Consider the following 21,808-nt stretch of genomic DNA (forward strand, 5'->3'; position numbering starts at 1 on the left):
GTGATCGAGGTGACCTGGTCCTGGGTGCTGTAAGCGCTCAGGCCAGCGATGTTGACATCAGCGGCGTTTGCAGCAACAGGAGCCAGAAGGCCCAGAGCTGCAGGCGCCAGAAGAAGCTTCTGGAACAGTTTCATTGGTCCTCACACCGAAAGAGGAGAGAAGCCCAAACGGGCTGGCTAAACACTAAGCAGCAAAAAAATACCACTTGGTGTGATTCATGTCATTGCAATGTGTGCTGCAGCACTATGCGGCTGAATGAGGATATATAGGGCATAACTCATTCTTTAGGTGCTCTTAACCTGTCCTTAATTGCGCTTGGAGATTGGGTGCTGTTATCTCGCTCAGGCTCCTGAAAAGCAGTGCTGGCAGGCGTTGATGATCTTGCCTACTAAAATCTAGTGATGAAAAAATTCGCTTGGATGAAGTCTGCACTGAAGTGGAGTGCCGTCGGGCTGGCCTCGGCTCTGAGTGTGTTCAGCTCTCCGATGAATCTGCGTCCGGTTCTGGCTCAGGGTTCGAGCAGCTCCGGCTTTGAGTTTCGCTGGGACAACAACAGCGATTTCCGCAAGCTTTACTACTACACCTCTTCCGGCCGCGCTTCGGGGCGTGCCGATTACTACCTGGTTCTGGGCCCCAAAGACCGCAAGACCGCTTTGATCAAGTTGGCGGTCTCCGTGCCTGACTATTTCAACGCTGAAATCAAGCCAGAAAACGTGGAGCTCTGCGTGATGGAGCGTGGTGGCTCCCTCAGAAAGACCCGTTGCCTTGAGGTGATTCCTGCTGCGGTGGAGGTGACCGGCAATGGCTCAGCGATTGAGGTGTTCCCCCAAAGGCCCGTTCCGGTGGGCAGCACCATTGGTCTGCACCTGCAGATCTTCAACCCCGATGCGGGGATGTACCAGTTCAATGCCCTCGGTCAGGCCCCTGGAGATATTCCTGTGTCCGGTTATCTCGGAAGCTGGGTGATCGAGATTTCCCCGAACGACTAGCCCTAGCCCTGGTAAGGCACAAAGTTCCCCTTGCGGGTCCCGCAGATGGGGCAGCTCCAGTCCTCGGGAATCGCCTCAAAGGGTGTGCCGGCGGCGATGCCTGAATCGGGGTCCCCTTGGGCGGGGTCGTAGATCACACCGCAGACCTTGCAGATCCAGCGCCCTGCGGTGGGCGTTGCCCTGTTGTCTCCACTGCCGGCGCCGGTGAGGGACTGCAGAGCCTGGCTGTAGCGGCCGGCGTGGTGCTGCTCCACGGGCGCCAGCAGTCCGAAGTTGCGGGCGGCGGTTCGGAACACGCCGGCGTGCTCCTTGGATTCATCGATCTGCTCGTTGAATTCCGCCACGGCTCCCTGGTCGCGGTCTCGCTGCGCCTGGGCGGCGAACTCGGGGTACATCACCTCGAACTCGTAGGTCTCCCCTTCAATGGCCAGCTCGAGGCAGCGCGCCAGCAGTGCGTCCTTGGCGTCCTGGCTCAAGGCCTCAGGGTTCTCCACTACCAATTCGGGGTGCAGCAGGCGGAAGTGGGCAAAGGCGTGCTCGGTTTCCTGCTGGGCGGTCTCCCGGAACAGCCGCGCCAGTTCGCCATGGCCGAGTTGCTTGGCCAGATCGGCGAAAAACAAGTACTTGCGGTTGGCCATGCTCTCGCCGCCAAAAGCCGCCTCGAGGTTCTGGAGGGTGCCGGGATTGCTGGTGTTCATCGACTCGCATCAACTGCGGCCAGCATAGGTGCTAAGTCGTAGTCATTATGAGTACGGGATAGGTTTTGAGTATTTCTGCTTAGGCCTCATTGCGGCCGAGCCCTTCTTTATTTGTCCATTGCCGTCTGGAATCCTGCGGCGGGGCTGCCGGGTTGGCCCCCTTCTGGTTAGATCTGGGGTAAGCGCGTCTTGATTCAGCGGCCATGGGCCATCACCAGGTATTGATCGTGGGCGGCGGCGCCGCTGGAATCACGGTGGCGGCTCGCCTGAAGAAGGCCCGTCCGGCCTTGGACATCGCGATCCTTGAGCCCTCGAGCGACCACTACTACCAACCGGGTTGGACGCTGGTCGGTGGCGGGGTCTTCAGCCTGGAGCAGACCCGCCGCAACGAGGCCAGCCTGATTCCCGCGGGTGTCACCTGGATCCGTGAGTCCGCTGCGGGCTTCACCCCCGAGAGCAACAGCGTCAGCACCAGCGCTGGTCAAACCCTGACCTACGACGCCCTGGTGGTGGCCACCGGGATGAAGCTCAACTGGGAGGCCATCAAGGGCTTGCCTGAGGCCCTGGGCAAAGGCGGGGTCTGTAGCAACTACTCCAAGGATTTCGCTGCTTACACCTGGGAGTGCATCCAGAACTTCAAGGGCGGCAACGCGGTCTTCACCTGCGCGCCCATGCCGATCAAGTGCCCCGGTGCGCCGCAAAAGATCGCCTACCTGGCCGATGACGCGATCAAGCGCGATCCCGCGATAGCGGCCAAGAGCAAGGTCATCTACGCCACGGCCACCCCTGGAATCTTTGGCGTCCCCACCTATGCCGCGCCCCTGCGGGAGGTGGTGGCCCGCAAGGGCATCGATGCCCGCTACTCCCACACCCTGATCGAGGTCAGGCCGGCGAGCAAAGAGGCGGTCTTCAAGGTCAGCAAAGAGGGCGAGGAGCCCCGCGAGGAGGTCATCAACTACGAGCTTCTGCATGTCACCCCGCCGATGGCGGCCCCGGATGTCGTGGCCCAGAGCCCCCTGGCTGCCGCTAGTGGCTTTGTCGAGGTGGGCAAGCACAACCTCCAGCACGTGCGCTTCCCCAACGTCTTTGCCATCGGTGATGTGGGCGGCATGCCCAACTCCAAGACCGCCGCCGCGGTGCGCGGTCAGGCCCCGGTCCTGGTGACCAACCTGCTGGCTCAGCTTGAGGGCGGCCAGGGTCAGGGGTCCTACGACGGCTACAGCTGCTGCCCGCTGATCACCGGCTACGGCAAGACGATCATGGCCGAGTTCAACTACGAGCAGCAGCCCACCCCCTCCTTCCCCCTGGATCCCACCAAGGAGCGCTGGAGCATGTGGATCATGAAGAGCGTGGTGCTGCCCTGGGTCTATTGGAACCGGATGCTCAAAGGCGGTGACCACGAGCGCCGCTTCATCCCTGGCGTGAAGTAGTGGCTGACGTTCTCGTCCTGAGCGCCAGCAATGGCGAAAACCTCAAGCTGGCCGAGCGCTTTGCGGCGGCTGCCCAGAGCCAAGGCTGCAGCGCTGAGGTGCTGGATCTCACCGCCCTTGAGCTGCCGCTCTTCACGCCCCGCGCCCAGGAGCAGGGCCCCCCGGCCGCTCTCGCCGGGCTGCAGCAGAAGCTGATGGACACGCCCCGCTGGGTGATCTGTGCTCCGGAATACAACGGCTCGATCCCGCCGGTGCTGACCAGCGCGATCGCCTGGCTTTCGGTGCAGGGCAGCGACTTCCGGGCCCTCTTCAATGGCCGGCCCGTTGTGATCGCGACCCACTCGGGCGGCGGTGGCTACACGGTGATGACCGCCCTGCGGCTGCAATTGGCGCACTTGGGCGCCCACGTCGTGGGTCGTCAGTTGGTGAGCAACGGCAGCCACCCGGCCAAGGACGACAGCATCGCGGACCTGCTCGCCAGACTGCAGCGGCTTCAAGCCCCCGAGTAATGCCCCCGCTGTTGCGTCCCGCAGCTGAGCGTTTCCATAGCCAGCTCGATTGGCTCGACAGCTGGCACAGCTTCTCCTTCTCCAGTCACTACGACCCGGCCTGGATGGGCTTCGGTCCGCTGCGGGTCATCAATGACGACGTCATTGCCGCCGGCAAGGGCTTTGGCATGCACCCGCACCGGGACATGGAGATCATCACGGTGATGGTCGAGGGGGAGCTGCACCACCGCGACTCCATGGGCCATGCCGAGGTGCTGCGGGCCGGGGAGGTGCAGCGGATGAGCGCTGGCACCGGTGTGGTCCACAGCGAGGTCAATGGCGGCCAGGCCCCCTGCCGCCTGCTGCAGATCTGGATTGAACCCGCCTCAGCGGGGATCCCGCCTGACTACGAACAGAAGCCCTTCGCCTTGGCCGAGGGCTGGACGCCCCTGATCGACCCCCAGGCCGCAGACGGGGCTATGGCGATTCATCGCTCCGTGCGGCTCTGGCGCGCCCAGGTCCCAGCGGGGACCGAGCTGGCCTGGCCGGCCTCCGAGCGCTGCGCCAGTTGGCTGCAGATCATCACGGGTGGATTGGCACAGCCCCAGCCCTTGGTCCGGGGTGATGGCCTGGGACTGGCTGCCGGCGAGGCTCCGGCCTCTGTGCAGGCTGGAGCCGATGGGGTGGATCTGCTGCTGTTTGAGCTGAGCTAGCGGACTACCGGAAGCTGTGTCCTGCGCTGCTGCAGGGTTGCGCCGTTGCCGCCAGGGTTGGGCTAATGACACTCCTCCATTCCTTCCCCGTGGAATTCCGCTTGACGGACCGTGGCGGTGAACCCCATCCAGTCCTCGATGACTGCTTTGAGAGCCTTGAGCTCGCCCAAAGCGCGGCCCTGACCTGGCTGGTCCATCAAGGGCTGATCGATCCTGCGATCCCCGTTGAACTGCAGGATCAACTGATCACTCAGTTCATTGGCCTGGAGCGCCGGACCCCCAGTGGCGACTGGCGCACCCTGCGCTAGCGGACCTGCTGTCGCCGATGATGGTGTCACTTTGATACCGAAGTGGCCATGCCAAGCGCTGAGCGTTTTGCTGCCCTGCAGACCATTCAGCGGCGCAAGCCCGCTGCGGTGACTAAGCCTTCGGCCCTGCACGAGATCTGGGCCGATGACGTCTTCACCCTGGCTCGGATGAAGGAGGCCCTGCCTCGCCAGGTGTTCAAGTCGCTTCAGAAAACCATCCGTGAAGGTGGTGCGATCGACCCGTCCATCGCCGACTCCGTGGCGAATGCCATGAAGGACTGGGCGACCAGCCGCGGCGCCCTCTACTACTCCCACGTCTTCTATCCGCTCACCAACCTGACCGCGGAGAAGCACGACGGCTTCATCACCCCCAAGAGTGATGGCCGTGCCATCACCGCTTTCACCGGCAAATTGCTGGTGCAGGGCGAGCCCGACGGTTCCTCCTTCCCCAACGGTGGCCTGCGCTCCACCTTCGAGGCCCGCGGCTACACCGCCTGGGATGCCACCAGCCCCGCCTGGCTGATGCGCACGCCCAACGGCGTCACCCTCTGCATCCCGACGGTCTTTGTCTCTTGGACCGGTGAGGCCCTGGACAAGAAGACTCCGCTGCTGCGCTCCAATGCCGCGGTCAACCGCCAGGCCAAGCGGGTGCTGCAACTGCTGGGCGAGACCGAGATCGCCCCGATCAACTCCAGCTGCGGCGCTGAGCAGGAGTACTTCCTGGTGGATAACGCCCTGATGGCGCTCCGCCCGGACCTGCAGCTCTCGGGCCGCAGCCTCTTTGGTGCGCCCCCGGCCAAGGGTCAGCAGTTCGATGACCACTACTTCGGCGCCATCCCCGAGCGGGTTCAGGTGTTCATGCAGGACGTGGAGGACCAGCTCTACCGCCTGGGTGTTCCCGCCAAGACCCGCCACAACGAGGTGGCTCCGGGCCAGTTCGAGATCGCTCCGGTGCACGAGGCGGCCAACGTGGCCACCGATCACCAGCAGCTGATCATGACCGTGCTCAAGAGCACGGCCAAGAAGCATGGCTTCACCTGCCTGCTGCACGAGAAGCCCTTCGCGGGCGTCAACGGCAGCGGCAAGCACGTCAACTGGTCGATCGGCAACAGCACCCAGGGCAACCTGCTGGATCCCGGCAGCACCCCCCACGAGAACATGCAGTTCCTGCTGTTCTGCGGGGCTGTGATCCGCGGCGTGCACCAGTACGGCCCGCTGATGCGTGCGGCGATTGCAACCGCCAGCAATGACCACCGCCTGGGCGCCAACGAAGCACCTCCGGCGATCATCTCCGTCTACCTCGGCAGCCAGCTCGAGGACGTCTTCAACCAGATCAAGGGCGGCCAGCTCAAGAGCTCGGCCACCGGCGGAATGATGCGCCTGGGCATCGACAGCCTGCCGGAGTTCCCCAAGGACGCCGGCGACCGCAACCGCACCTCCCCCTTCGCCTTCACCGGCAACCGCTTCGAGTTCCGCGCCGTGGGCTCCGGCCAGTCCGTGGCTGGTCCCTTGGTGGTCCTCAACACGGTGCTGGCCGATTCCCTGGCCTGGATTGCCGATCAGCTGGAGGCCCGCACGGCCAAGGGCGAGAGCGTCGAGAAGGCCAGCATGGCTGTGCTGCAGCAGATCACCCAGGAGAACGGCAACGTGATCTTTGGCGGCGACGGCTACTCCAGCGAGTGGCATGAGATGGCCGTCAAGGAGCGTGGTCTGGAGAACCTGCGCACCACCGCTGATGCCCTGCCGGTGCTGCAGCGTCCCGCCATTCGCGACCTCTTCTCCCGCCACAACGTGCTCAGCCCCGTTGAGTTGGAGAGCCGCTACGAGGTCTACTCCGAGCAGTACTGCCTGGCGATTGAGGTGGAGGCCCGCCTGGCCGTGCGGATCGCCCGCACCCAGCTCTATCCCGCCGTCAGCGCCTACCTCGGCGAGCTGGCTGGATCGCTGCAGGAGCAGGAGGCCATCGGCCTGAATCCCTCCAAGGCGCTCGCTCAGCAAATCGCTGGCCTGAATCAGCAGCTGCTGGACCGTGCCGCCGCCCTGGAGACCGCCCTGGGCAATGCGCCCCACGGCGCCGAGGCCCACATGCGTCACTGCGCCGACCAGCTGATGGTCCGCATGGGTGAACTGCGGGAGGCCGCCGATGCCCTGGAGGGTCTGGTGGATGACACCGCCTGGCCGCTGCCCACCTACCAGGAGATGCTCTTCGTCCGCTGATTTGAGCTATCGCTAGGGCTAGCTCGATGCCCCTGCGATGCAGCCGCTCCTCACCCCTGCTTACGTCTCAAGCGGGGGTGAGGTTGTTGCTGCACTCGAGACCGACGCCAAACGGGGGCTCTCCCCTGCGGAAGTGCAACGGCGCGTCCATCAAGTCGGAACGAATCGCCTGAGCCCAGAACCGCTGAAGCCGTTGTGGCTTCGGTTCCTTCAGCAGTTCGACAATCCCCTACTGATCACCCTCCTGCTCGTCGGGGCCGTCAAGCTCGCCATGGGTGATCCGCAGGATGCCTTGGTGATCATCAGCGTCACCGTGATCAATGCGGTGATCGGCACCGTTCAGGAAGGCAAAGCCGAGAGCGCGATCGCGGCTTTAGCCGACAGCGTCCGCACCGATGTCTTGGTGCTCCGAGATGGCGCTGCCCTGCAGCTGGATTCCGAGGCGTTGGTGCCTGGTGATGTCGTGCAGCTCGAGGCTGGCTGCAAGGTTCCAGCGGATCTGCGGCTGCTGCAGGTCCGCTCCTTGCGCACCGATGAATCTGCCCTGACTGGGGAGTCAGTGCCCGTCGAGAAATCCACCGGAGCGTTGCAGCTAGAGGCTCCCCTCGCTGAGCGCAGTTGCATGGCCTACGCCGGGAGTTTTGTCACCGCAGGGCAGGGCACAGGCGTTGTGGTGACCACTGGCGATGCCACGGAGGTGGGGCAGATCTCGGTGGCCCTGAATCAGGCGGTCAGCCTCTCCACTCCCTTAACCCGCAAGTTGGTGGGCTTCAGTCGCACGCTGCTGCGACTGATCGTTCTGCTCGCGATCTTCACCTTTGTCGTGGGTCTGGCGAAGGGACGAGATTGGGCTGAGATGTTCGATGGCGCCGTGGCCCTCGCCGTGGGTGCCATCCCAGAGGAACTCCCGGCGATTGTCACGATCATCCTGGCCATTGGCGTCCATCGGATGGCCAGACGCCGCGCGATCATCCGCAAGTTGCCTGCCGTGGAGACGCTCGGCAGTACAACCGTGATCTGCTCAGACAAGACAGGGACGCTCACCCAGAACCGGATGACGGTCGAGCATGTCTATGCCGCCGGCATTCTCCAGCCACTGCGGGACCTCTGGCCCATGGACGATGCGGGCAAGGGAGTCAATCTCGCTCTTCAGGAGACCCTGCTGGCCGGCTTGTTGTGCAACGACGCACAGGCCGGTAGCGATGACCAATGGGTAGGCGATCCCACCGAAACGGCTCTGCTGGCGGCCGCACATTCCGTTGGGATGAACCATCGCTCAGCCCATGACCAGCACCCGCGGCGCGATGTGATTCCGTTCGAGTCCGAACGGCAATACATGGCGACCCTGCACGGCAGTGAGCGCATCTTGCTGAAGGGATCCGTGGAGGCTGTTCTGCAGCGCTGCAGTCATGCGTTGGACGCGCAGGGGCAGCGTTGCGTGCTCAATGCCGAGGCGATTCAGGCGGCGGTCTCCGCCATGGCGGGCCAAGGCGAGCGGGTCTTGGCGTTTGCCATTGGTCTTGGTGCGCAGCAGCAGCGGCTTGAGCATCACCACCTCAACGGCGATTTCACCTTTCTTGGGCTCCAAGGAATGCAGGACCCGCCGCGACCGGAGGCGATCCAAGCGGTTGCCGCCTGCAGGGCCGCTGGGGTCAAGGTGAAATTGATCACCGGCGATCACATTCAAACGGCCATCGCCATTGCTCGGTTGATGGGAATTGGCTCCCCTGGAGAGGTTCAGGCCATGGATGGATCGGCCTTGGCAGCCCTGAGCTCCGACGCCCTGGCGGAGGTGGTGGATTCCGTCGATGTCTTTGCCCGTGTTGCCCCAGCCCAGAAACTTCAGCTGGTTGAGGCACTGCAGGCCAACGGCGAAGTGGTGGCCATGACCGGCGATGGCGTCAACGATGCGCCCGCTCTGAAGCAAGCGGACATCGGCATCGCCATGGGACGCAGTGGGACGGAGGTGGCCCGTCAGGCCGCCGACATGCTGCTGACCGATGACAACTTCGCCACGATCGAGGCGGCCGTGGAAGAGGGTCGCGGGGTCTACCTCAACTTGAGGAAGACCCTGGCCTTTGTCCTTCCGGTGAATGGCGGCGCCTCCATGACGATCCTGATGGCGGGTCTGCTGGGGACCCCCTTGCCCGTCAGTGCATTGCAGGTGCTTTGGCTGAACATGATTTGTTCACTGACCATGTCCATCGCCCTGGCCTTTGAACCGCTGAGCCCCGCGTTGATGAACCAGGCGCCGCGACAGCCGGAAGAGCCCCTCTTGAACCCGGCCTTAATACGACGCGTGATCCTGGTCTCCCTCTTCAATTGGTGTGTGATCTTCGGGCTGTTCTTCTGGGCTCAGCATCAGTTCGGTGATCTTCCGTTGGCCCGGACGATGGCGGTGCAGGGTTTGGTGCTGTCGCACTTGGTTTATCTCGTGGCCATTAGCCATTGGCGCCAGGTCTGGCCGTTCCGCTTGCGGGATCTGCGCCAGGCACCTGCCGTCCCCCTGGGAGTGATGGCCACGTTCGCCCTGCAAGGGCTCTTCAGTCAGGCCGGTTGGATGAATGCCTTCTTCGGTACAAGCCCGCTCAATGGCTCGCAGCTGGCGGTTTGCGCCTTGCCGATGCTGTTGATGATTCCGGTGACGCGTTGTGCCGAGTGGTTGGATCCCATGGAGCGACCGTCCCCCGCCACCTTGGGTTGATCAATCGCTCGGCTGCTCGTGCATGACTTCAAAGCGATCCCGCGGCTTCTCTGGCGGTGAGGTTGTTGGCTCCCCTTTCAGGGGGCAGAACTGATCAACAGTGGGGATATTGACGTCGTAGTGCTTGAACACCTCCCGAAGCCGGGCCGCACAGTGCTCGTTGCAGTTCGGCCCGCCGTAATGGGGGCAGATCTCGATCCAACGTTCGTCTTGGAGGTTGTCGGACATCCCAGGTCGTCCATGTCCTGACGGCTGATCACACTCTGGCTCCAACCCCCGGGCTTGGCCAGGCAGATCGCGCGACGCTGGCCTGTCTTGATCCTTAGGGCTGAAGGTTTGCCCCGGCCAAGGCGTTCCAGCGACCGTCCCGTAGTGGTCCTTGCCTGTTGGTCCACACCCGTTGCGCCAAGGGCCCGGTGATGGCGCGTCCTCGTATCAGTCCCGTGCGGAGGATGCGCTGATGGCCAAGCCAATGGCCCTGCCTCGCTTCCGCCTGCTGAAGCTGCTGCATCTGGCTGACCTCTGCCCGCCGGCGTTTCTCAATGGCCTGTGCTGCTCCATCGAGGTCACTGGAGCGCTCCAGCAGCAACTCAGCCGCCACCAGGCTGTCCCGCAACGCCAGGTTGATGCCTTGGGCACGAACCGGACTCATCGGGTGGGCGGCATCCCCAAGCAGCAGCAAACCCGGTTGCTGCCAACGCTCCGCCATGCCCACCTGAACCTTGAAGCGCACGGGGGCGCTCAGCCTCTCCCCCCGCTCCTGCAGCAGACGGGCCAGGGGCTCCGGTGCCAGCGCCGCCAACCGCTCTGCCCACTCCTGCGGGGTGAGGGACTCTGCGCTGTCCTGGGGCTCGAGCAACCAGGCCAGTTGCAGATCCCCTGAGGCGTTGAGGCAGGCACTGCCGATGCGGCCGCCGGCCACGAGGGTCTGGAAACCCCAGACGCAATCGCTGGGGATCGGTCCAGGCAGCGCAAACCAGAGCAACTCCAGTGGACTGCCCGAGTGGCGCAGTGGAATTCCGGCCTGTTGACGCAGCAGTGAACCGCGGCCATCGCAGCCGATGACCAGATCCGCCTGCAGCGCCTCGCCGTTGCTGAGCTCGACGCCGCTGATGCGCCCATCGCACCGGAGGAGCCGGCGGACAGCCTGGCCTGGCCTCCAGCGCAGCGTCGGGCAGCGCAGGGCGCGCTCGAGCAGTGCCTCCAGCAGGCTCTGCTGAGGCACGAGCCGGCAGGGGTGCAGCGACCCCAGGGGTTCTGCCACCTGGAAGAGGCGCTGGCGCTCGAGCCAGACGCTCCATCCCTCCAGGGGCCGCTGCGGCAGGTGCTCCAGCAGCGGCAGCAGTCCCATTCGGGCCAGGGCCTCCTGACCACTGGGCATCAGGGCATCGCCGCGGAACTGCCGGCTAAAGCGTTCACTGGCTTCGATCAGCTCGACCTGCGCTCCGCCTTCGGCGAGCTGGAGCGCCAGGCTCAATCCAGCGGGCCCCGCTCCAACAACGATGAACCGGGGCGGGAGGGTCACTCAGCCGTCAGCAGCCTGAACCCAGTGAAGAACAGGGAGATCCCGAAGAGAGTTCCCACGGCCCAGAGGCTGTCGCTGGGCCATTCCGCCACGAGCAGTCCCCCCAGCAGAGCCGTGATCAGGCCATCGGCGAGCACCAGGCCGCGGGCCTGGGCTTGGCTGGCGGCGGCCGAGGCCAGCTCCATCACCCCCTCAAAGATCAGCAGCAGTCCGGCAAAGAGGGTCAGGCTGATTTCACTCTCAACCGGGTAGGCCACGACCCAGATGCCCGCCACGACATAGAAGAGACCCGAGAGCCCGCGAAAGACCTTGCCCTTGGTGTCCTCGGCTTGGCCGATGCGCAGCAGTTGGCTGACCCCAGCCACCGCCGCGATCACCCCGATGCTCAAGGTCAGGGCCGTGGCCGAAATGAAGGGCAGCGCGATCGAGGTCGCACCCGCCAGAGCCAGCAGAACGGCGGCGATGCGGCGCTGGTTTTTGGGGTCCACAGCAGGACTACGAAATCATCCGAACCCTAGAAACGTTTTCCCTATTTGCCTGCCCAGTTCTTAGGGTGCGGCCACTGTTGTGTGTGCAGCCCAGAGCCCCATGGCCGCGATCTTTAGCGATAACAGCCTCACGATCGGGCGCACCCCACTGGTTCAGCTCAACCGCATCACCGAGGGCTGCGGAGCGCGCGTGCTGGCCAAGATCGAGGGCCGCAATCCTGCCTATTCGGTGAAGTGCCGGATCGGTGCGGCGATGGTGGCGGCCGCCGAACGGGATGGTCTGCTGGGCCCCGGCAAGGAGCTGATTGAGCCCACCAGCGGCAACACCGGGATTGCCCTGGCGTTTGTGGCCGCCAGCAAGGGCATCAAGCTCACCTTGACCATGCCCGAAACGATGAGCCTGGAGCGGCGCAAGCTGCTGACGGCCTTTGGGGCACACCTCGAGCTCACCGAGGGCCGGCTGGGCATGACGGGGGCCGTGAACCGGGCCAAGGAGATCGCCGCCAGCGATCCCGATCGCTACGTGCTGCTGCAGCAGTTTGTGAATCCGGCGAATCCCCAGATCCACCACGACACCACCGGCCCTGAGATCTGGAGCGATACCGACGGCAACGTCGACGTGTTCGTCTCCGGTGTTGGCACCGGCGGCACCCTGACCGGGGTGAGCCGCTACATCAAAAACACCCTGGCCAAGCCTCTGCACACGGTGGCGGTCGAGCCGATCAACAGCCCGGTGATCAGCCAGACCAAAGGGGGCCATGCCCTGCAACCCGGCCCCCACAAGATTCAGGGGATCGGTGCTGGTTTTGTTCCCGGCAACCTGGATCTGGCCATGGTCGATGCCGTCGAGCAGGTCAGCGATGAGGAGGCCGTCGAGATGGCCCGGCGCCTCGCCAAAGAAGAGGGGATCCTGGCCGGCATCAGCTGCGGGGCCGCCGCGGTGGCAGCCCTGCGCCTGGCCAAGGATCCAGCCCATGCCGGCAAGACGATCGTTGTGGTCCTCCCGGACTCCGGTGAGCGCTATCTCAGCTCGGTCCTGTTCGAGGGGATCTTCAACGAGCGCGGTCTGCCGATCGCCTGATCAGTCCGCCATCGGCGTGACGCCCTGCAGCCGGTCGTTGAGCTGCATGGCCATGGACTGACGGCCAACGGCCAGGACCTTGAGGGTGTCCTCGTGCATGCGCAGTTGGGCATCGGCCACCTGCATGCCGCGCACCAGCTCCTTGACCTCCTCAGGCAGGGTGTTGAGGTCGTAGCGCTTCCCCTCAAAGGTCAGGACGGGGGGGATCTGGGCGGCGGAGTCGGTCACGACACAAGGCGGTAGACCGGGTCACCTTACGGGTCTTTCTTGCTCTCTGCCGCTGCAATTTGCTTGGGCAGGGGCCGCAGCGGTCGCTTGAAAAAGAACATCAGCAGCTGCCCGACCTGGGTCGTGGTGGTGAGCTCCCAGCCCTCCTTCCCCAGCAGGTTCAGGAAGTGCTGCAGTTGCTCAGCGGGGTGCTTCGGGGCGGCCTTGGCCTTGGCCTGCTGCTCCGGTCCGTACTGCTGGGGGAACTCCCGGCTGATGAACTCCGGGCTGAGCTTCCCGCCCATCCGCTCACTGGCCACCTTGGGGTCTGGGGGCGCCGGGGGATTGTTGTTGTCCACATTGATGTGGATGACCCGGTATTCCCAGACGGGCATCTCACCGAGTGGCTTGGCGGTGGGGCCCTGCTCCGTCATGGGACCAGGTTAAGCACCGCGAATCAGCTGGCGCTCGCAGAGGTCGCGGTAGCGGCCAGGGCGGCTGATCAGTAGGTCGTGGTTGCCCTGATCGACGATCTTGCCGTTCTCGAGCACCAGGATCGAATCGGCCTCCTGCACGGTGGAGAGGCGGTGGGCAATCACCAGAACCGTGCGGCCCTGCATGGCCTGATCGAGGCCCCTCTGTACGGCTTCTTCCGCCTCGGCATCGAGGGCGCTGGTGGCCTCATCCAGCAGCAGCACCGCCGGGTTGCCGAGCACCGCCCGGGCAATGGCCAGCCGTTGCAGTTGGCCGCCGGAGAAGTTGCTGCCCCGCTCTTCGACGCGGGCGTCGTAGCCGCCGGGAAGGGCCTCGATGAAACCGTCGGCATTGGCGAGGCGTGCGGCCGCTTGGATCTGCTCCCGGGTGGCCGGCCGGCCAAAGGCGATCGCCTCGGCGACCGTGCCCGAGAAGACAGCGCTCTGTTGAGGCACCAGCGCCACGGCCGTGCGCAGCTCAGCGGCCTTGAGGTCCGCCAGGTTGCGCCCATCCAGCAGCACCTGACCGCCCTGGGCGGTGTTGAAGCGCAGCAGTAGGGAAAAGAGGGTGCTCTTGCCTGCCCCCGAGGGACCGACCAGGGCCACGACCTGGCCAGGTTTGACCTGGAGCGAGAGGTTCTTCAGAACGGGCTGCTGCGGGTCGTAGCCAAAACTCACCTGCTCGAGCAGCAGCTCGCCAGCGACGCGCCCCAGGGGTTGGGCGTCCGGGCGATCGGGTTGCTCGACCGCTTCCCGCTCGATCTCCCGCAGGCGCTTGAGGGAGGCCTGGCCCTGTTGGAACTCGTTGAAGTTGGTGGTCAGGTGGCTGATCGGGTCGATCAGCATCAGCAGGGCGGCGACGTAGCTGCTGAAGCCCTGTCCATCAAGGTCACCGCTTTGGATGCGGGCGGCGCCCATGAGCAGCACCGCCAGGATGCCCGCGGCCTCCAGGAAGCCCACGACGGGGTACTGCAGGGCCAGCAGCTTCTGGGTGCGGTAGCGGGCCTTGCGGTGCAGATCGATCTCAACTTCAAAGCGCTGCTGCAGCCAGGGCTCAGCGGCAAAGGCCCGCACCAGGGGCAGTCCGGAGATCGCTTCTCCCAGCAAGGAGGCCAATTCGCTGACTTGTTTTTGACTCTTTTCTGCGGCGCCCATGACCTTGGCGCCAAAGACGCTCACCAGCACGGCCACCAAGGGGGCCAGCAGCAGGGTGCCGATGGAGAGCTTCCAGTCCAGCCAGACCATGTAGCCGAAGACCACCACCAGCTGCAGCACCGAGGGGGTGGTGTCCTGGATCGTCTTGTAAATGACCTCGCCCACCCGATCGGCGTCTTCTGTCAGGCGGTAGGTCAGGTCGCCGGCAGAGAGCTTCTCGAGCACTCCGAAATCCAGACGTTGGAGCCGCGCGAACAGCCGGCGGCGCAGTTCCTGGCTGACCTGCAGAGCCGGTCCCGCCAGCAGGGTGTCCTGACCAAACTGTGCGATCTTCTGCAGCATGAAGACCGTCAGGGCCAGGCCGATGACCTGCAGCACCCGGTTGAAGTCACCGGCTCCGATCGCGGGAATCAGCTGACCGGCCAACCAGGCCAGGAGCGGCCAGCAGACCACAAAGACGAGCATGCAGGCCCCACCCGCGATCAGCGCGGGACGGTGGGGCTTCAGCAGCGGCAGCAGGCGCCGGAAGCCGGCCGATGAGGGTGCAAGCATCGGGGCAAGCTATCAGCGCTTTTTAAAACGACTGCCGTTGGAAGAAAGGGTCGCTGGTCGTTGTATCGACGCAAGCTGGTCGAGCTGCTGGCCTACGGCTTTGACTGATTGGTTCTTGATCTGGCTGGCTCCACTCGTTCAGGCTCGTCTGCCATGCACAGTCGCTTCGCATGGCTGAGGGTGTCGTTGAGCTCTCTGGCCATCTCTTCGGCATTCTTCGGCTTTGCCAAAAGAAAGCCCTGAAAGCCATCACATCCCAGTCGCTTGAGTTGCTGGAGTTGTTGGATCGACTCAACTCCTTCGGCTAGGGATTTCAATCCGAGTCCATGGGCGAGTTGGGTTGTGGCCCGAACAATCGAATAATCATTAGGGTCTTGCTCCATATCTCTCACAAAGCTCTTGTCGATTTTGAATCCTTTGAGTGGCAGTCTCTGCAACGATTTCAGATTGGAAAAACCTGTGCCAAAATCATCAACCCAAAGACAAACCCCTAGCTTTTGAAGCCTTTGAAGGCGCATTGCTGCGTCATTGGGATTTTTGAGCAATGCAGTTTCTGTGAGTTCCAGCTCGATGTGACTGGGGGAAAGGCCCTCCAGGTGACAGATTTCGGTTATTAACTCATCGAGCGGCTCAGCATCGGGGTTGAGTTGTTCGGCTGAAACGTTGATTGATAGTTTTGGGATGTTGATGTTGTTGCGCTGCCACTCGGCGAATTGTTGAACCGCATTCTTTAGGGCCCAGCTACCAATGTCTTCGATTAATCCACTCTGCTCGGCGACAGGGATAAATCGTTTACATGGAATAAAGGCTTCCCCGTGACGGTCCCACCGAAGCAGTGCTTCTGCTCCCATGAGGCTGCCTCTCTGATCAAACTGCAGCTGATAGTGAAGTTCGAGTTCATTCCTTTCAATGGCAGTCGAGAGCTTTTGCTCGAGGTCAAGGGCCTCTCGAATCGTCGCGCTGAGGGATTCTGAATACACCTGAACTTTTCCTGGCCCGCGTCTTTGGGCAGCGGCAAGAGCTGTTCTGGCGGATTGAATCGGATCGTCATCGGCTGTTGTGATGCCAGGCCAAGTGCTGATCCCAATGCAGGCACTGAGGTGTATTGATGGCAGCTTTTCTAGGCTCCTCGAAGTTAATCGAAGCCCCTTCTGTAACCGTTTGCCATGCTGGATGGCGTCCTGAGTGCTCTGGATTCCGTCTGTCTGAATGATGACAAAGCTGTCGCTTTCGAGCCTTGCAAGCCAGTCTTCCGGGGTGATCTGATCGCGAAGATGTCTCGCTATCCAGACTAAAAGTCTGTTTCCATTTGCGATTCCAAACGTGTCATTGATCTCTTGGAAGTGATCGATGTCTAGGCAGGTGACTGTGATCCTGGTGTTTTTGCTGACTCCACTGATGACGTCACGGATGAGCTCACTGATGTAGATGTCTGTTGCTGCGCGATTGGGTAGACAGGTCAGCCTGTCTGTTTGGATTGGCTCGAATCTTTCGCCTTTAGTGCTTTGAACTCCTGGGCACTCCTGCAGGGTCCCGATGGAGTAGAGAGGGCGTCCTTTGTTGTCATAGCTTGTAAAGCAGCGATGATCGACGAAGCACTCATCGCCATCCTTCAAGCGAAGTCGATGCCTGATTCGGCCGGCTTGTCCGCTCAATTGCGATTGCTGGAGTTCCGTTCGGACTCGCTCTCGATCTTCTTTGGCGACGACAGCGAGTAACTGGTCCATGGTCTGCCCACTTCCTTCCTCCGAGCGAAGAATCTGACAGAGCTGCGGCGACCAGAGCATCGACCCATCGCCACCATGCTTCTGGAGCCAGGAGCCAAGTTTGAGGTGGTACTCGGCATTCAGTAGCAGCTGAAGAATGGCCTCTGGATCATTGACTGCTTTGGACAGAAGGCACTACGGACCAACTCTTCAGCTCAACCCTAGTCACAGATCTGAGTGAGATCTGCTTCGAGTGAAAGGCTTTTTTCTCAGGCTTGGCCACTAGGTTGAACTTGGCCTCAGGCTGCCCCTTTGGATGTCTCGGAGATCCCTTCCTGGCCTACTGCTGGCTTCCTGCCTTGTCTGGTTCGTCGGATCTTGCGCTTCACGTCGCCCCTCCGTTGATGTCCCTGTCTCGAGTTGGCCTGGTTATGAGTACTTTTATTTGGCTCACGAGTTGGGGTTTGACCGGGTCGAGGGTATTGAGATCTTTCCTCGGCAGTATCCGGACCCTCAATCCATTGTTCATGCTTATCTCAGGGCAGAACTTCCGATAGCACAATTAACCACTATCGAGTTGGTTGAGCTTTGTGCTCGAGTGCCTGAGCGATGCCCGGTTGTCATCTTGGTTCTGGATGAGTCAGTCGAGGCTGATCAGATTATTTCTGTTCCGTCACTGCTCTCAATTCGAGATCTAAAGGGTAAGTCGATTGCCGTTTCGCGCTCCAACTTTGGACCGTTTGTCCTCGGTCGGGCACTTCAGCTTCATGGTTTATCGCTCAGTGAGATCAAGATGCGCAAGATGGAACTTGGGTTGATGCCAAAAGCCTTGCTCACTGGCTCTGTCGATGCAGCGGTACTGCCCACTCCCTCTACCAGCGTCACTCTAAGAGGTTCTCCCTTACGTCCACTCTTCAATAGTGCAGTCATTCCGGGGGAGATCCTGACTGTCTTGGTGGTTGAAAAAAACTTTCTTAAACTCAATCAAAACATCGTTGTTGGCCTGTTGAGGTCTTGGTCTGCAGCCCATGCTGAAGCCAGGCTAAGGCCTCAGAGAGCCCTTCCACTACTGGCTGAACGGGAACGCCTGAGCGTCGATGAGTTTCGTGCAGCGGAACAGGGTCTGCGTTATTTCAGCTTGTCTGATCAGGTCGAAATGCTACAGCCTGAGGGACGGGTCGCTCGCAATATTGAAGCGGTGCGTGATTTGCAAGAGAAACTGCAGCTCATTCCGCGAGGCTCGATCATACCGAAGGTGACTTCTACGTATGTAGAAGCGGCACAATGAGTCACCTCCGATCAGTCCAGCGACTGGTTCCCTCAACCAAGGGTCTTCTGCATCAACGGGTGAATCAGGAATTGATCTTCCTGTCCCTGCTTGTGACCGCTTTGGGATCTTGCCTCTTGGTTGGGGTTAGCGGATTTCTGGTTGTGCATGCCGCTATGCGAGAGGCAGAACTCCAGGCACGCTCCATTGAGCACGACCTTGTTCGTAGCGTCACCAGTTATCAACCCGTCGAGCAAGTCCAGCGAGAGCTCCAGCTCAAAGCCGCTTCTAGAGGCTTGCACTCGGCTGTTCTTCTCGGTCCAGGTGGAAGAGTCATTGCCGCGAATGACAACACCATGCTGGGCAGTTCAGTCTTTGGCCTCAGCTGGTGGACAAGGCTTGGACGAATCCCGAGTGATTTGTTGACGTGCCTTCGTCCAGCCGATGCGGCTGCCGCTTGCCATTCTGTTCAACCGGTTAATCAGTTTCTAGGACTCATCCCTGCCTTTGGCGGTGAGCGACTGGTCCACATTGCCCCAACTCCCTTGGCGATTGAGGGGCGGCCTGATCTGGGGACCCGTGGGCTATTGGTTCTCGAGCTTGATCTGTCTCCAGTGACTCAGCGCTGGTCCCGTTGGATTGCGCTCGTTTTTCTTGCAGGTTTTACGCCACTCTTTCTGACGGAAACGGCGCTGGTGTTCTTTTTGCGTCGCCGCCTTTTGCCAGAGTTATTGGGATTGGCTCAAGTCGATTCTTTGTCTGGCGTTTTTAATCGTCGTTCCTTCTTTGAGATGGCTACCCAGCAGATTGGACAGTTCAACAAGAATCACTGCCTGTGTGTTGTTGCTTTGATTGATATCGATTGTTTTAAATCGATTAACGATACCTATGGTCACCCTGCCGGGGACGAAGTGATCTGTCAGTTATCCACACTCTTTCGTGACGTGATTCCCTCTGGCGATCTGATTGGTCGCCTCGGAGGCGATGAATTTGCTGTTCTGATGCTGGAGTCCGCTGAAGAAGCGGCTGCTGTTCTGGAGTCCTTGCGCCGTCAGGTTGCAGCCCGTTCCTGGCGGCTGAATGACGGGTCTCTTGTCCAGTTCACATTGTCGATCGGCATGGCGGATTCACGTTTGGCACGGGTCTGCAACATCGATGAGCTCTTGGCTGCTGCAGACGTGGGTCTCTATGCGGCTAAAGGCAATGGTGGAAACAACCTGGTTCCACCAAACGAGGAGGGGACTCAGGGTTGGACAATGCAACTGGCATGAGTTGACAGCGTGACCACACCCCTGGGGACCTCCGAGCCCATTCGCCTGGATCAATTTCTGAAATGGCAAGGCTTGGTCTTCACAGGCGGTGAAGCCAAGCAGCGCATTCAAGGCGGGGAGGTCCGGGTCAATGGCTTCCAGGAGACCCAGCGTGGTCGGAAGCTGAAAGCCGGCGACCGGGTCGAGTTCGCCGGTCAGACAGTTCTCGTACCTCAGCAGCTCGACCTTCGCTGAGGACCCCAGACCTTAGGTTGGATCGCTAGTCGACCTATGAACGCAGTGCGGAAGGCTGTCATCGCGGGCAATTGGAAGATGCATATGACCTGCGCTGAAGCGCAGGCCTTTGCTGAGAGCTTCAAGCCTCTGGTGGCCGGCCTTCCTAGCGATCGTGAGGTGGTTCTGGCGCCTCCTTTTACGGCCATCGCCAGCTTGAGCAGTTCCCTGGCGGGCAGTGGGATACGGATTGCGGCTCAGAACATCCACTGGCAAGAGAAGGGCGCCTTTACGGGGATGGTCTCTGCCGGCATGCTCCTCGAGCATGGAGTGAGTCACGCCATTGTTGGCCACAGTGAGCCACGCAAGTACTACAGCGAGACTGACGAGCAAATCAATCTTCGGGCCCGTAGTGCCCAGAAGCACGGCATCACCCCGATCCTGTGCGTTGGCGAGAGCGATTCGCAGCGGGAGGCAGGGGAAGCAGAGAAGGTGATCCGCCGCCAGGTGCAGCAAGGGGTGGATGGCTTGGATCACAGCCGATTGATCATTGCCTACGAACCGATTTGGGCCATTGGCACGGGCAAAACCTGTGAAGCGGCTGAAGCCAATCGGATCTGCGGTCTGATTCGAGACTGGGTTGGTTATTCCGACGTGGTGGTGCAGTACGGCGGTTCTGTGAATCCAGGAACGATTGACCAGTTGATGGCCCAGAGCGATATCGACGGCGTTCTCGTGGGTGGGGCTTCCCTGGATCCAGAGGGCTTCGCTCGCATTGCGAACTACCAGCCGGTCTGATGGCAAGGCCCTTGGGCCAACCAACCCAGGTGATGGGGGTGATCAATCTCACCCCCGATTCCTTCAGTGACGGTGGTCGCTTTCGCTCTCCAGACCAGGCTTTGCGGCAGGCCAAGACATTGGTCAAAGCAGGTGTGGGGGTTTTGGATCTTGGCGCCCAAAGCACCCGTCCTGGTGCAGAGGATGTCGGCGGTGTAGAGGAGCTCAATCGCCTCCTCCCCAGTCTCCAGGCGATTCGATCAGCCTTCCCGCCGGGATTGGGTCAGCCGCTGATCTCGGTGGACACGTATCGGGCCTGCGTCGCCCAGCGAGCCATTGAAGCTGGAGCGGATTGGATCAACGACATCAGCGGCGGCGTTCGGGATCCCGATTTGTTGGCTGTTGTCGCCGCAGCGGACTGCCCCTATGTGCTGATGCACTCCCGAGGGGACAGCCACTCCATGGATTCGTTGACGGACTACGGCCCTGAGGGTGTGATTGCTGGCGTTCTCAGGGAGCTGCGGCATGCCACCGAGCGCGCTCTTGCTGCGGGTGTTCGCATGGAGCGCTTGATTTGGGATCCAGGCTTGGGGTTTGCCAAAACCACTGAACAGAATCTTGAGCTGCTCAAGGGACTTGAGCAGCTCAAGGCGGATGGCATCCCGCTTCTCGTGGGGCCTTCGCGCAAGCGCTTTATCGGAGCTGTTTTGGATGAGCCCCGCCCTAAGGCTCGACTCTGGGGTACTGCAGCTGTCGTTGCCCGTTGCGTCGCGGCTGGTGTGGATGTGGTCCGTGTTCACGATGGAGCGGCCATTGTCCAGGTGGCACGCATGGCGGATGCGCTTTGGGCCTAACTCGCGAATTCAATCTCGCCGGCTGGTGTGAGTTGAGCCTCACTAAAGAACTTGGCCATCTGCTCTGAAATCACCCCTTGGTTGGCCAGGATCTCTCCAAGTCGCTTGCCATTCATCCGCTGGCTGGCCAGGGCTTGATTGAGTCTGTCCTCGCTGATGAGCTCTAGCTCTTTCAGGCGCTCTCCGAGGCGCTGGTCATTGAAGCCTCGATCGGCATAGAGCGACGGATTAATCAGTAATTCCAGCATCGGCCCAGAGACTTTGAGATTCAGCCTGAGGAATTCACCCAAACGCTGGTTGGCAGCAAATGGTTGGTAATCCAAAAGGAGTTGCTCGAGTTCGTCCAGATCGATCACTCCTGCACTGACCAACTTTTGGCCAAGGGGCTTCGTCTGAAAGAAGTCTTTCTCGGCCTCAGCATCGAGCAGGGCTGCTTCAAGTTCTCCTTCGATCACAGTTGGGCTCTGAAAGGTTTCTTGAATCCAGGGGTCATTCTGGAGAAAGTCCAGTAGATCCCCTGGCTTGACACACAATGAGCCAAAGTGCTGTTCGACTAACTCCTCAACAAAAGCTATCTCGGTCGCCGGACCGATCACCTGAAAGGGTATGGATTGTCCTTGTCCATTGGCGATCAATTCCACTTGATTGCGCTCAGTGGATAGCTGAAAACGAAACACGAGCCGGTCCTCACC

At 61.5% G+C, this 21,808-nt stretch carries 22 protein-coding genes; 13 read left to right on the forward strand and 9 right to left on the reverse strand.

What is annotated here, in order from left to right; translation table 11 throughout:
* The first annotated feature begins 419 nt into the window (after positions 1–419).
* On the forward strand, positions 420–989 hold the full coding sequence (locus QZ186_RS08150; protein ID WP_296416402.1) for a DUF2808 domain-containing protein: 570 nt from the start codon (positions 420–422) through the stop codon (positions 987–989).
* Positions 990–991: 2 nt separating this feature from the next.
* Here the strand turns inward: QZ186_RS08150 and QZ186_RS08155 are convergent, their stop codons facing one another.
* The gene (locus QZ186_RS08155) at positions 992–1,687 is read right to left on the reverse strand and encodes a rubrerythrin family protein (protein ID WP_296416403.1); all 696 of its coding nucleotides are present in this window, start codon (positions 1,685–1,687) and stop codon (positions 992–994) included.
* 203 nt (positions 1,688–1,890) lie between these two features.
* Here QZ186_RS08155 and QZ186_RS08160 point away from each other — a divergent pair, with 203 nt between their 5' ends.
* The 6 genes from QZ186_RS08160 (at position 1,891) to QZ186_RS08185 (ending at position 9,547) form a co-directional block, all read left to right on the forward strand.
* A complete protein-coding gene (locus QZ186_RS08160) occupies positions 1,891–3,117 on the forward strand; it encodes an FAD/NAD(P)-binding oxidoreductase (RefSeq protein WP_296416404.1) in 1,227 nt (408 codons plus the stop codon).
* A complete protein-coding gene (locus tag QZ186_RS08165; protein WP_296416405.1) occupies positions 3,117–3,626 on the forward strand; it encodes an NADPH-dependent FMN reductase in 510 nt (169 codons plus the stop codon). The genes QZ186_RS08160 and QZ186_RS08165 overlap by 1 nt, the downstream gene beginning before the upstream one ends.
* Positions 3,626–4,318 carry a pirin family protein gene (locus QZ186_RS08170; protein WP_296416406.1) on the forward strand — a complete coding sequence of 231 codons (693 nt, stop codon included), beginning with the start codon at positions 3,626–3,628 and terminating at the stop codon, positions 4,316–4,318. The genes QZ186_RS08165 and QZ186_RS08170 overlap by 1 nt, the downstream gene beginning before the upstream one ends.
* Positions 4,319–4,383: 65 nt before the next feature.
* Positions 4,384–4,626: a hypothetical protein gene (locus tag QZ186_RS08175; RefSeq protein ID WP_296416407.1), complete on the forward strand. Its 243-nt coding sequence runs from the start codon at positions 4,384–4,386 to the stop codon at positions 4,624–4,626.
* Positions 4,627–4,674: 48 nt separating this feature from the next.
* Entirely contained in the window at positions 4,675–6,843 is a 2,169-nt protein-coding gene (locus QZ186_RS08180) for a glutamine synthetase III (RefSeq protein WP_296416408.1), read from the forward strand.
* Between the two features lie 37 nt (positions 6,844–6,880).
* The gene (locus QZ186_RS08185) at positions 6,881–9,547 is read left to right on the forward strand and encodes an HAD-IC family P-type ATPase (protein WP_296416410.1); all 2,667 of its coding nucleotides are present in this window, start codon (positions 6,881–6,883) and stop codon (positions 9,545–9,547) included.
* Here QZ186_RS08185 and QZ186_RS08190 read toward each other — a convergent pair whose 3' ends face one another.
* From QZ186_RS08190 to QZ186_RS08200, 3 genes are all read right to left on the reverse strand, one after another.
* Positions 9,548–9,775 carry a hypothetical protein gene (locus QZ186_RS08190; RefSeq protein ID WP_010317795.1) on the reverse strand — a complete coding sequence of 76 codons (228 nt, stop codon included), beginning with the start codon at positions 9,773–9,775 and terminating at the stop codon, positions 9,548–9,550. It abuts the gene before it with no gap.
* Between the two features lie 94 nt (positions 9,776–9,869).
* Complete coding sequence (locus QZ186_RS08195) at positions 9,870–11,072, reverse strand: FAD-dependent monooxygenase (protein WP_296416411.1); 1,203 nt, start codon at positions 11,070–11,072, stop codon at positions 9,870–9,872.
* Positions 11,069–11,560 (reverse strand): HdeD family acid-resistance protein, encoded by a 492-nt coding sequence (locus QZ186_RS08200; RefSeq protein ID WP_010317797.1) that lies wholly within the window; start codon positions 11,558–11,560, stop codon positions 11,069–11,071. Before QZ186_RS08200 ends, QZ186_RS08195 begins: the two co-directional genes overlap by 4 nt.
* A gap of 100 nt (positions 11,561–11,660) precedes the next feature.
* Between QZ186_RS08200 and cysK the strand changes: the two genes are divergently transcribed.
* Positions 11,661–12,641 (forward strand): cysteine synthase A, encoded by a 981-nt coding sequence (gene cysK, locus QZ186_RS08205; protein ID WP_010317798.1) that lies wholly within the window; start codon positions 11,661–11,663, stop codon positions 12,639–12,641.
* On the opposite strand, the gene QZ186_RS08210 is transcribed toward cysK, so the two are convergent.
* The 4 genes from QZ186_RS08210 to QZ186_RS08225 all read right to left on the reverse strand — a co-directional run bounded on the left by QZ186_RS08210 (position 12,642) and on the right by QZ186_RS08225 (position 16,815).
* Positions 12,642–12,869 carry a DUF6447 family protein gene (locus QZ186_RS08210; protein WP_010317799.1) on the reverse strand — a complete coding sequence of 76 codons (228 nt, stop codon included), beginning with the start codon at positions 12,867–12,869 and terminating at the stop codon, positions 12,642–12,644. It lies immediately after the preceding gene.
* A 26-nt stretch (positions 12,870–12,895) separates the two neighbouring features.
* Positions 12,896–13,282, reverse strand: coding sequence for a hypothetical protein (locus QZ186_RS08215; RefSeq protein WP_296416412.1), 387 nt, complete (start codon positions 13,280–13,282; stop codon positions 12,896–12,898).
* Positions 13,283–13,291: 9 nt separating this feature from the next.
* Positions 13,292–15,028: an ABC transporter ATP-binding protein gene (locus QZ186_RS08220; RefSeq protein ID WP_247478846.1), complete on the reverse strand. Its 1,737-nt coding sequence runs from the start codon at positions 15,026–15,028 to the stop codon at positions 13,292–13,294.
* 92 nt (positions 15,029–15,120) lie between these two features.
* Positions 15,121–16,815: a GGDEF and EAL domain-containing protein gene (locus tag QZ186_RS08225; RefSeq protein ID WP_296416413.1), complete on the reverse strand. Its 1,695-nt coding sequence runs from the start codon at positions 16,813–16,815 to the stop codon at positions 15,121–15,123.
* Between the two features lie 364 nt (positions 16,816–17,179).
* Between QZ186_RS08225 and QZ186_RS08230 the strand changes: the two genes are divergently transcribed.
* Genes QZ186_RS08230 through folP form a run of 5 tightly spaced genes read left to right on the forward strand, consistent with a single transcriptional unit; the run spans position 17,180 to position 21,116 of the window.
* Complete coding sequence (locus QZ186_RS08230) at positions 17,180–18,022, forward strand: ABC transporter substrate-binding protein (protein WP_296416414.1); 843 nt, start codon at positions 17,180–17,182, stop codon at positions 18,020–18,022.
* 59 nt (positions 18,023–18,081) lie between these two features.
* Positions 18,082–19,272: a diguanylate cyclase gene (locus tag QZ186_RS08235; protein ID WP_296416415.1), complete on the forward strand. Its 1,191-nt coding sequence runs from the start codon at positions 18,082–18,084 to the stop codon at positions 19,270–19,272.
* A gap of 9 nt (positions 19,273–19,281) precedes the next feature.
* Positions 19,282–19,506, forward strand: coding sequence for an RNA-binding S4 domain-containing protein (locus QZ186_RS08240; RefSeq protein ID WP_247478842.1), 225 nt, complete (start codon positions 19,282–19,284; stop codon positions 19,504–19,506).
* A 45-nt stretch (positions 19,507–19,551) separates the two neighbouring features.
* Complete coding sequence (tpiA, locus tag QZ186_RS08245) at positions 19,552–20,283, forward strand: triose-phosphate isomerase (protein ID WP_010317608.1); 732 nt, start codon at positions 19,552–19,554, stop codon at positions 20,281–20,283.
* Positions 20,283–21,116: a dihydropteroate synthase gene (folP, locus tag QZ186_RS08250; protein ID WP_296416416.1), complete on the forward strand. Its 834-nt coding sequence runs from the start codon at positions 20,283–20,285 to the stop codon at positions 21,114–21,116. The genes tpiA and folP overlap by 1 nt, the downstream gene beginning before the upstream one ends.
* On the opposite strand, the gene QZ186_RS08255 is transcribed toward folP, so the two are convergent.
* Positions 21,113–21,757 (reverse strand): hypothetical protein, encoded by a 645-nt coding sequence (locus QZ186_RS08255; RefSeq protein WP_296416417.1) that lies wholly within the window; start codon positions 21,755–21,757, stop codon positions 21,113–21,115. The two genes, folP and QZ186_RS08255, sit on opposite strands and share 4 nt — an antisense overlap.
* Between the last annotated feature and the right edge of the window lie 51 nt (positions 21,758–21,808).

Source organism: Vulcanococcus sp. DEBay_Sum29NL08_54 (assembly GCF_017859255.1).
Classification (GTDB): Bacteria; Cyanobacteriota; Cyanobacteriia; order PCC-6307; family Cyanobiaceae; genus Vulcanococcus.

What these genes read in the sequence shown, in the direction of transcription:
- QZ186_RS08150 (WP_296416402.1), top strand. Translation starts at nt 420, where the DNA reads ATGAAGTCTGCACTGAAGTGGAGTGCCGTCGGGCTGGCCTCGGCTCTG.
- QZ186_RS08155 (WP_296416403.1), bottom strand. Translation starts at nt 1,687, where the DNA reads ATGAACACCAGCAATCCCGGCACCCTCCAGAACCTCGAGGCGGCTTTT.
- QZ186_RS08160 (WP_296416404.1), top strand. Translation starts at nt 1,891, where the DNA reads ATGGGCCATCACCAGGTATTGATCGTGGGCGGCGGCGCCGCTGGAATC.
- QZ186_RS08170 (WP_296416406.1), top strand. Translation starts at nt 3,626, where the DNA reads ATGCCCCCGCTGTTGCGTCCCGCAGCTGAGCGTTTCCATAGCCAGCTC.
- QZ186_RS08175 (WP_296416407.1), top strand. Translation starts at nt 4,384, where the DNA reads ATGACACTCCTCCATTCCTTCCCCGTGGAATTCCGCTTGACGGACCGT.
- QZ186_RS08180 (WP_296416408.1), top strand. Translation starts at nt 4,675, where the DNA reads ATGCCAAGCGCTGAGCGTTTTGCTGCCCTGCAGACCATTCAGCGGCGC.
- QZ186_RS08185 (WP_296416410.1), top strand. Translation starts at nt 6,881, where the DNA reads ATGCAGCCGCTCCTCACCCCTGCTTACGTCTCAAGCGGGGGTGAGGTT.
- QZ186_RS08190 (WP_010317795.1), bottom strand. Translation starts at nt 9,775, where the DNA reads ATGTCCGACAACCTCCAAGACGAACGTTGGATCGAGATCTGCCCCCAT.
- cysK (WP_010317798.1), top strand. Translation starts at nt 11,661, where the DNA reads ATGGCCGCGATCTTTAGCGATAACAGCCTCACGATCGGGCGCACCCCA.
- QZ186_RS08215 (WP_296416412.1), bottom strand. Translation starts at nt 13,282, where the DNA reads ATGACGGAGCAGGGCCCCACCGCCAAGCCACTCGGTGAGATGCCCGTC.
- QZ186_RS08220 (WP_247478846.1), bottom strand. Translation starts at nt 15,028, where the DNA reads ATGCTTGCACCCTCATCGGCCGGCTTCCGGCGCCTGCTGCCGCTGCTG.
- QZ186_RS08225 (WP_296416413.1), bottom strand. Translation starts at nt 16,815, where the DNA reads ATGCTCTGGTCGCCGCAGCTCTGTCAGATTCTTCGCTCGGAGGAAGGA.
- folP (WP_296416416.1), top strand. Translation starts at nt 20,283, where the DNA reads ATGGCAAGGCCCTTGGGCCAACCAACCCAGGTGATGGGGGTGATCAAT.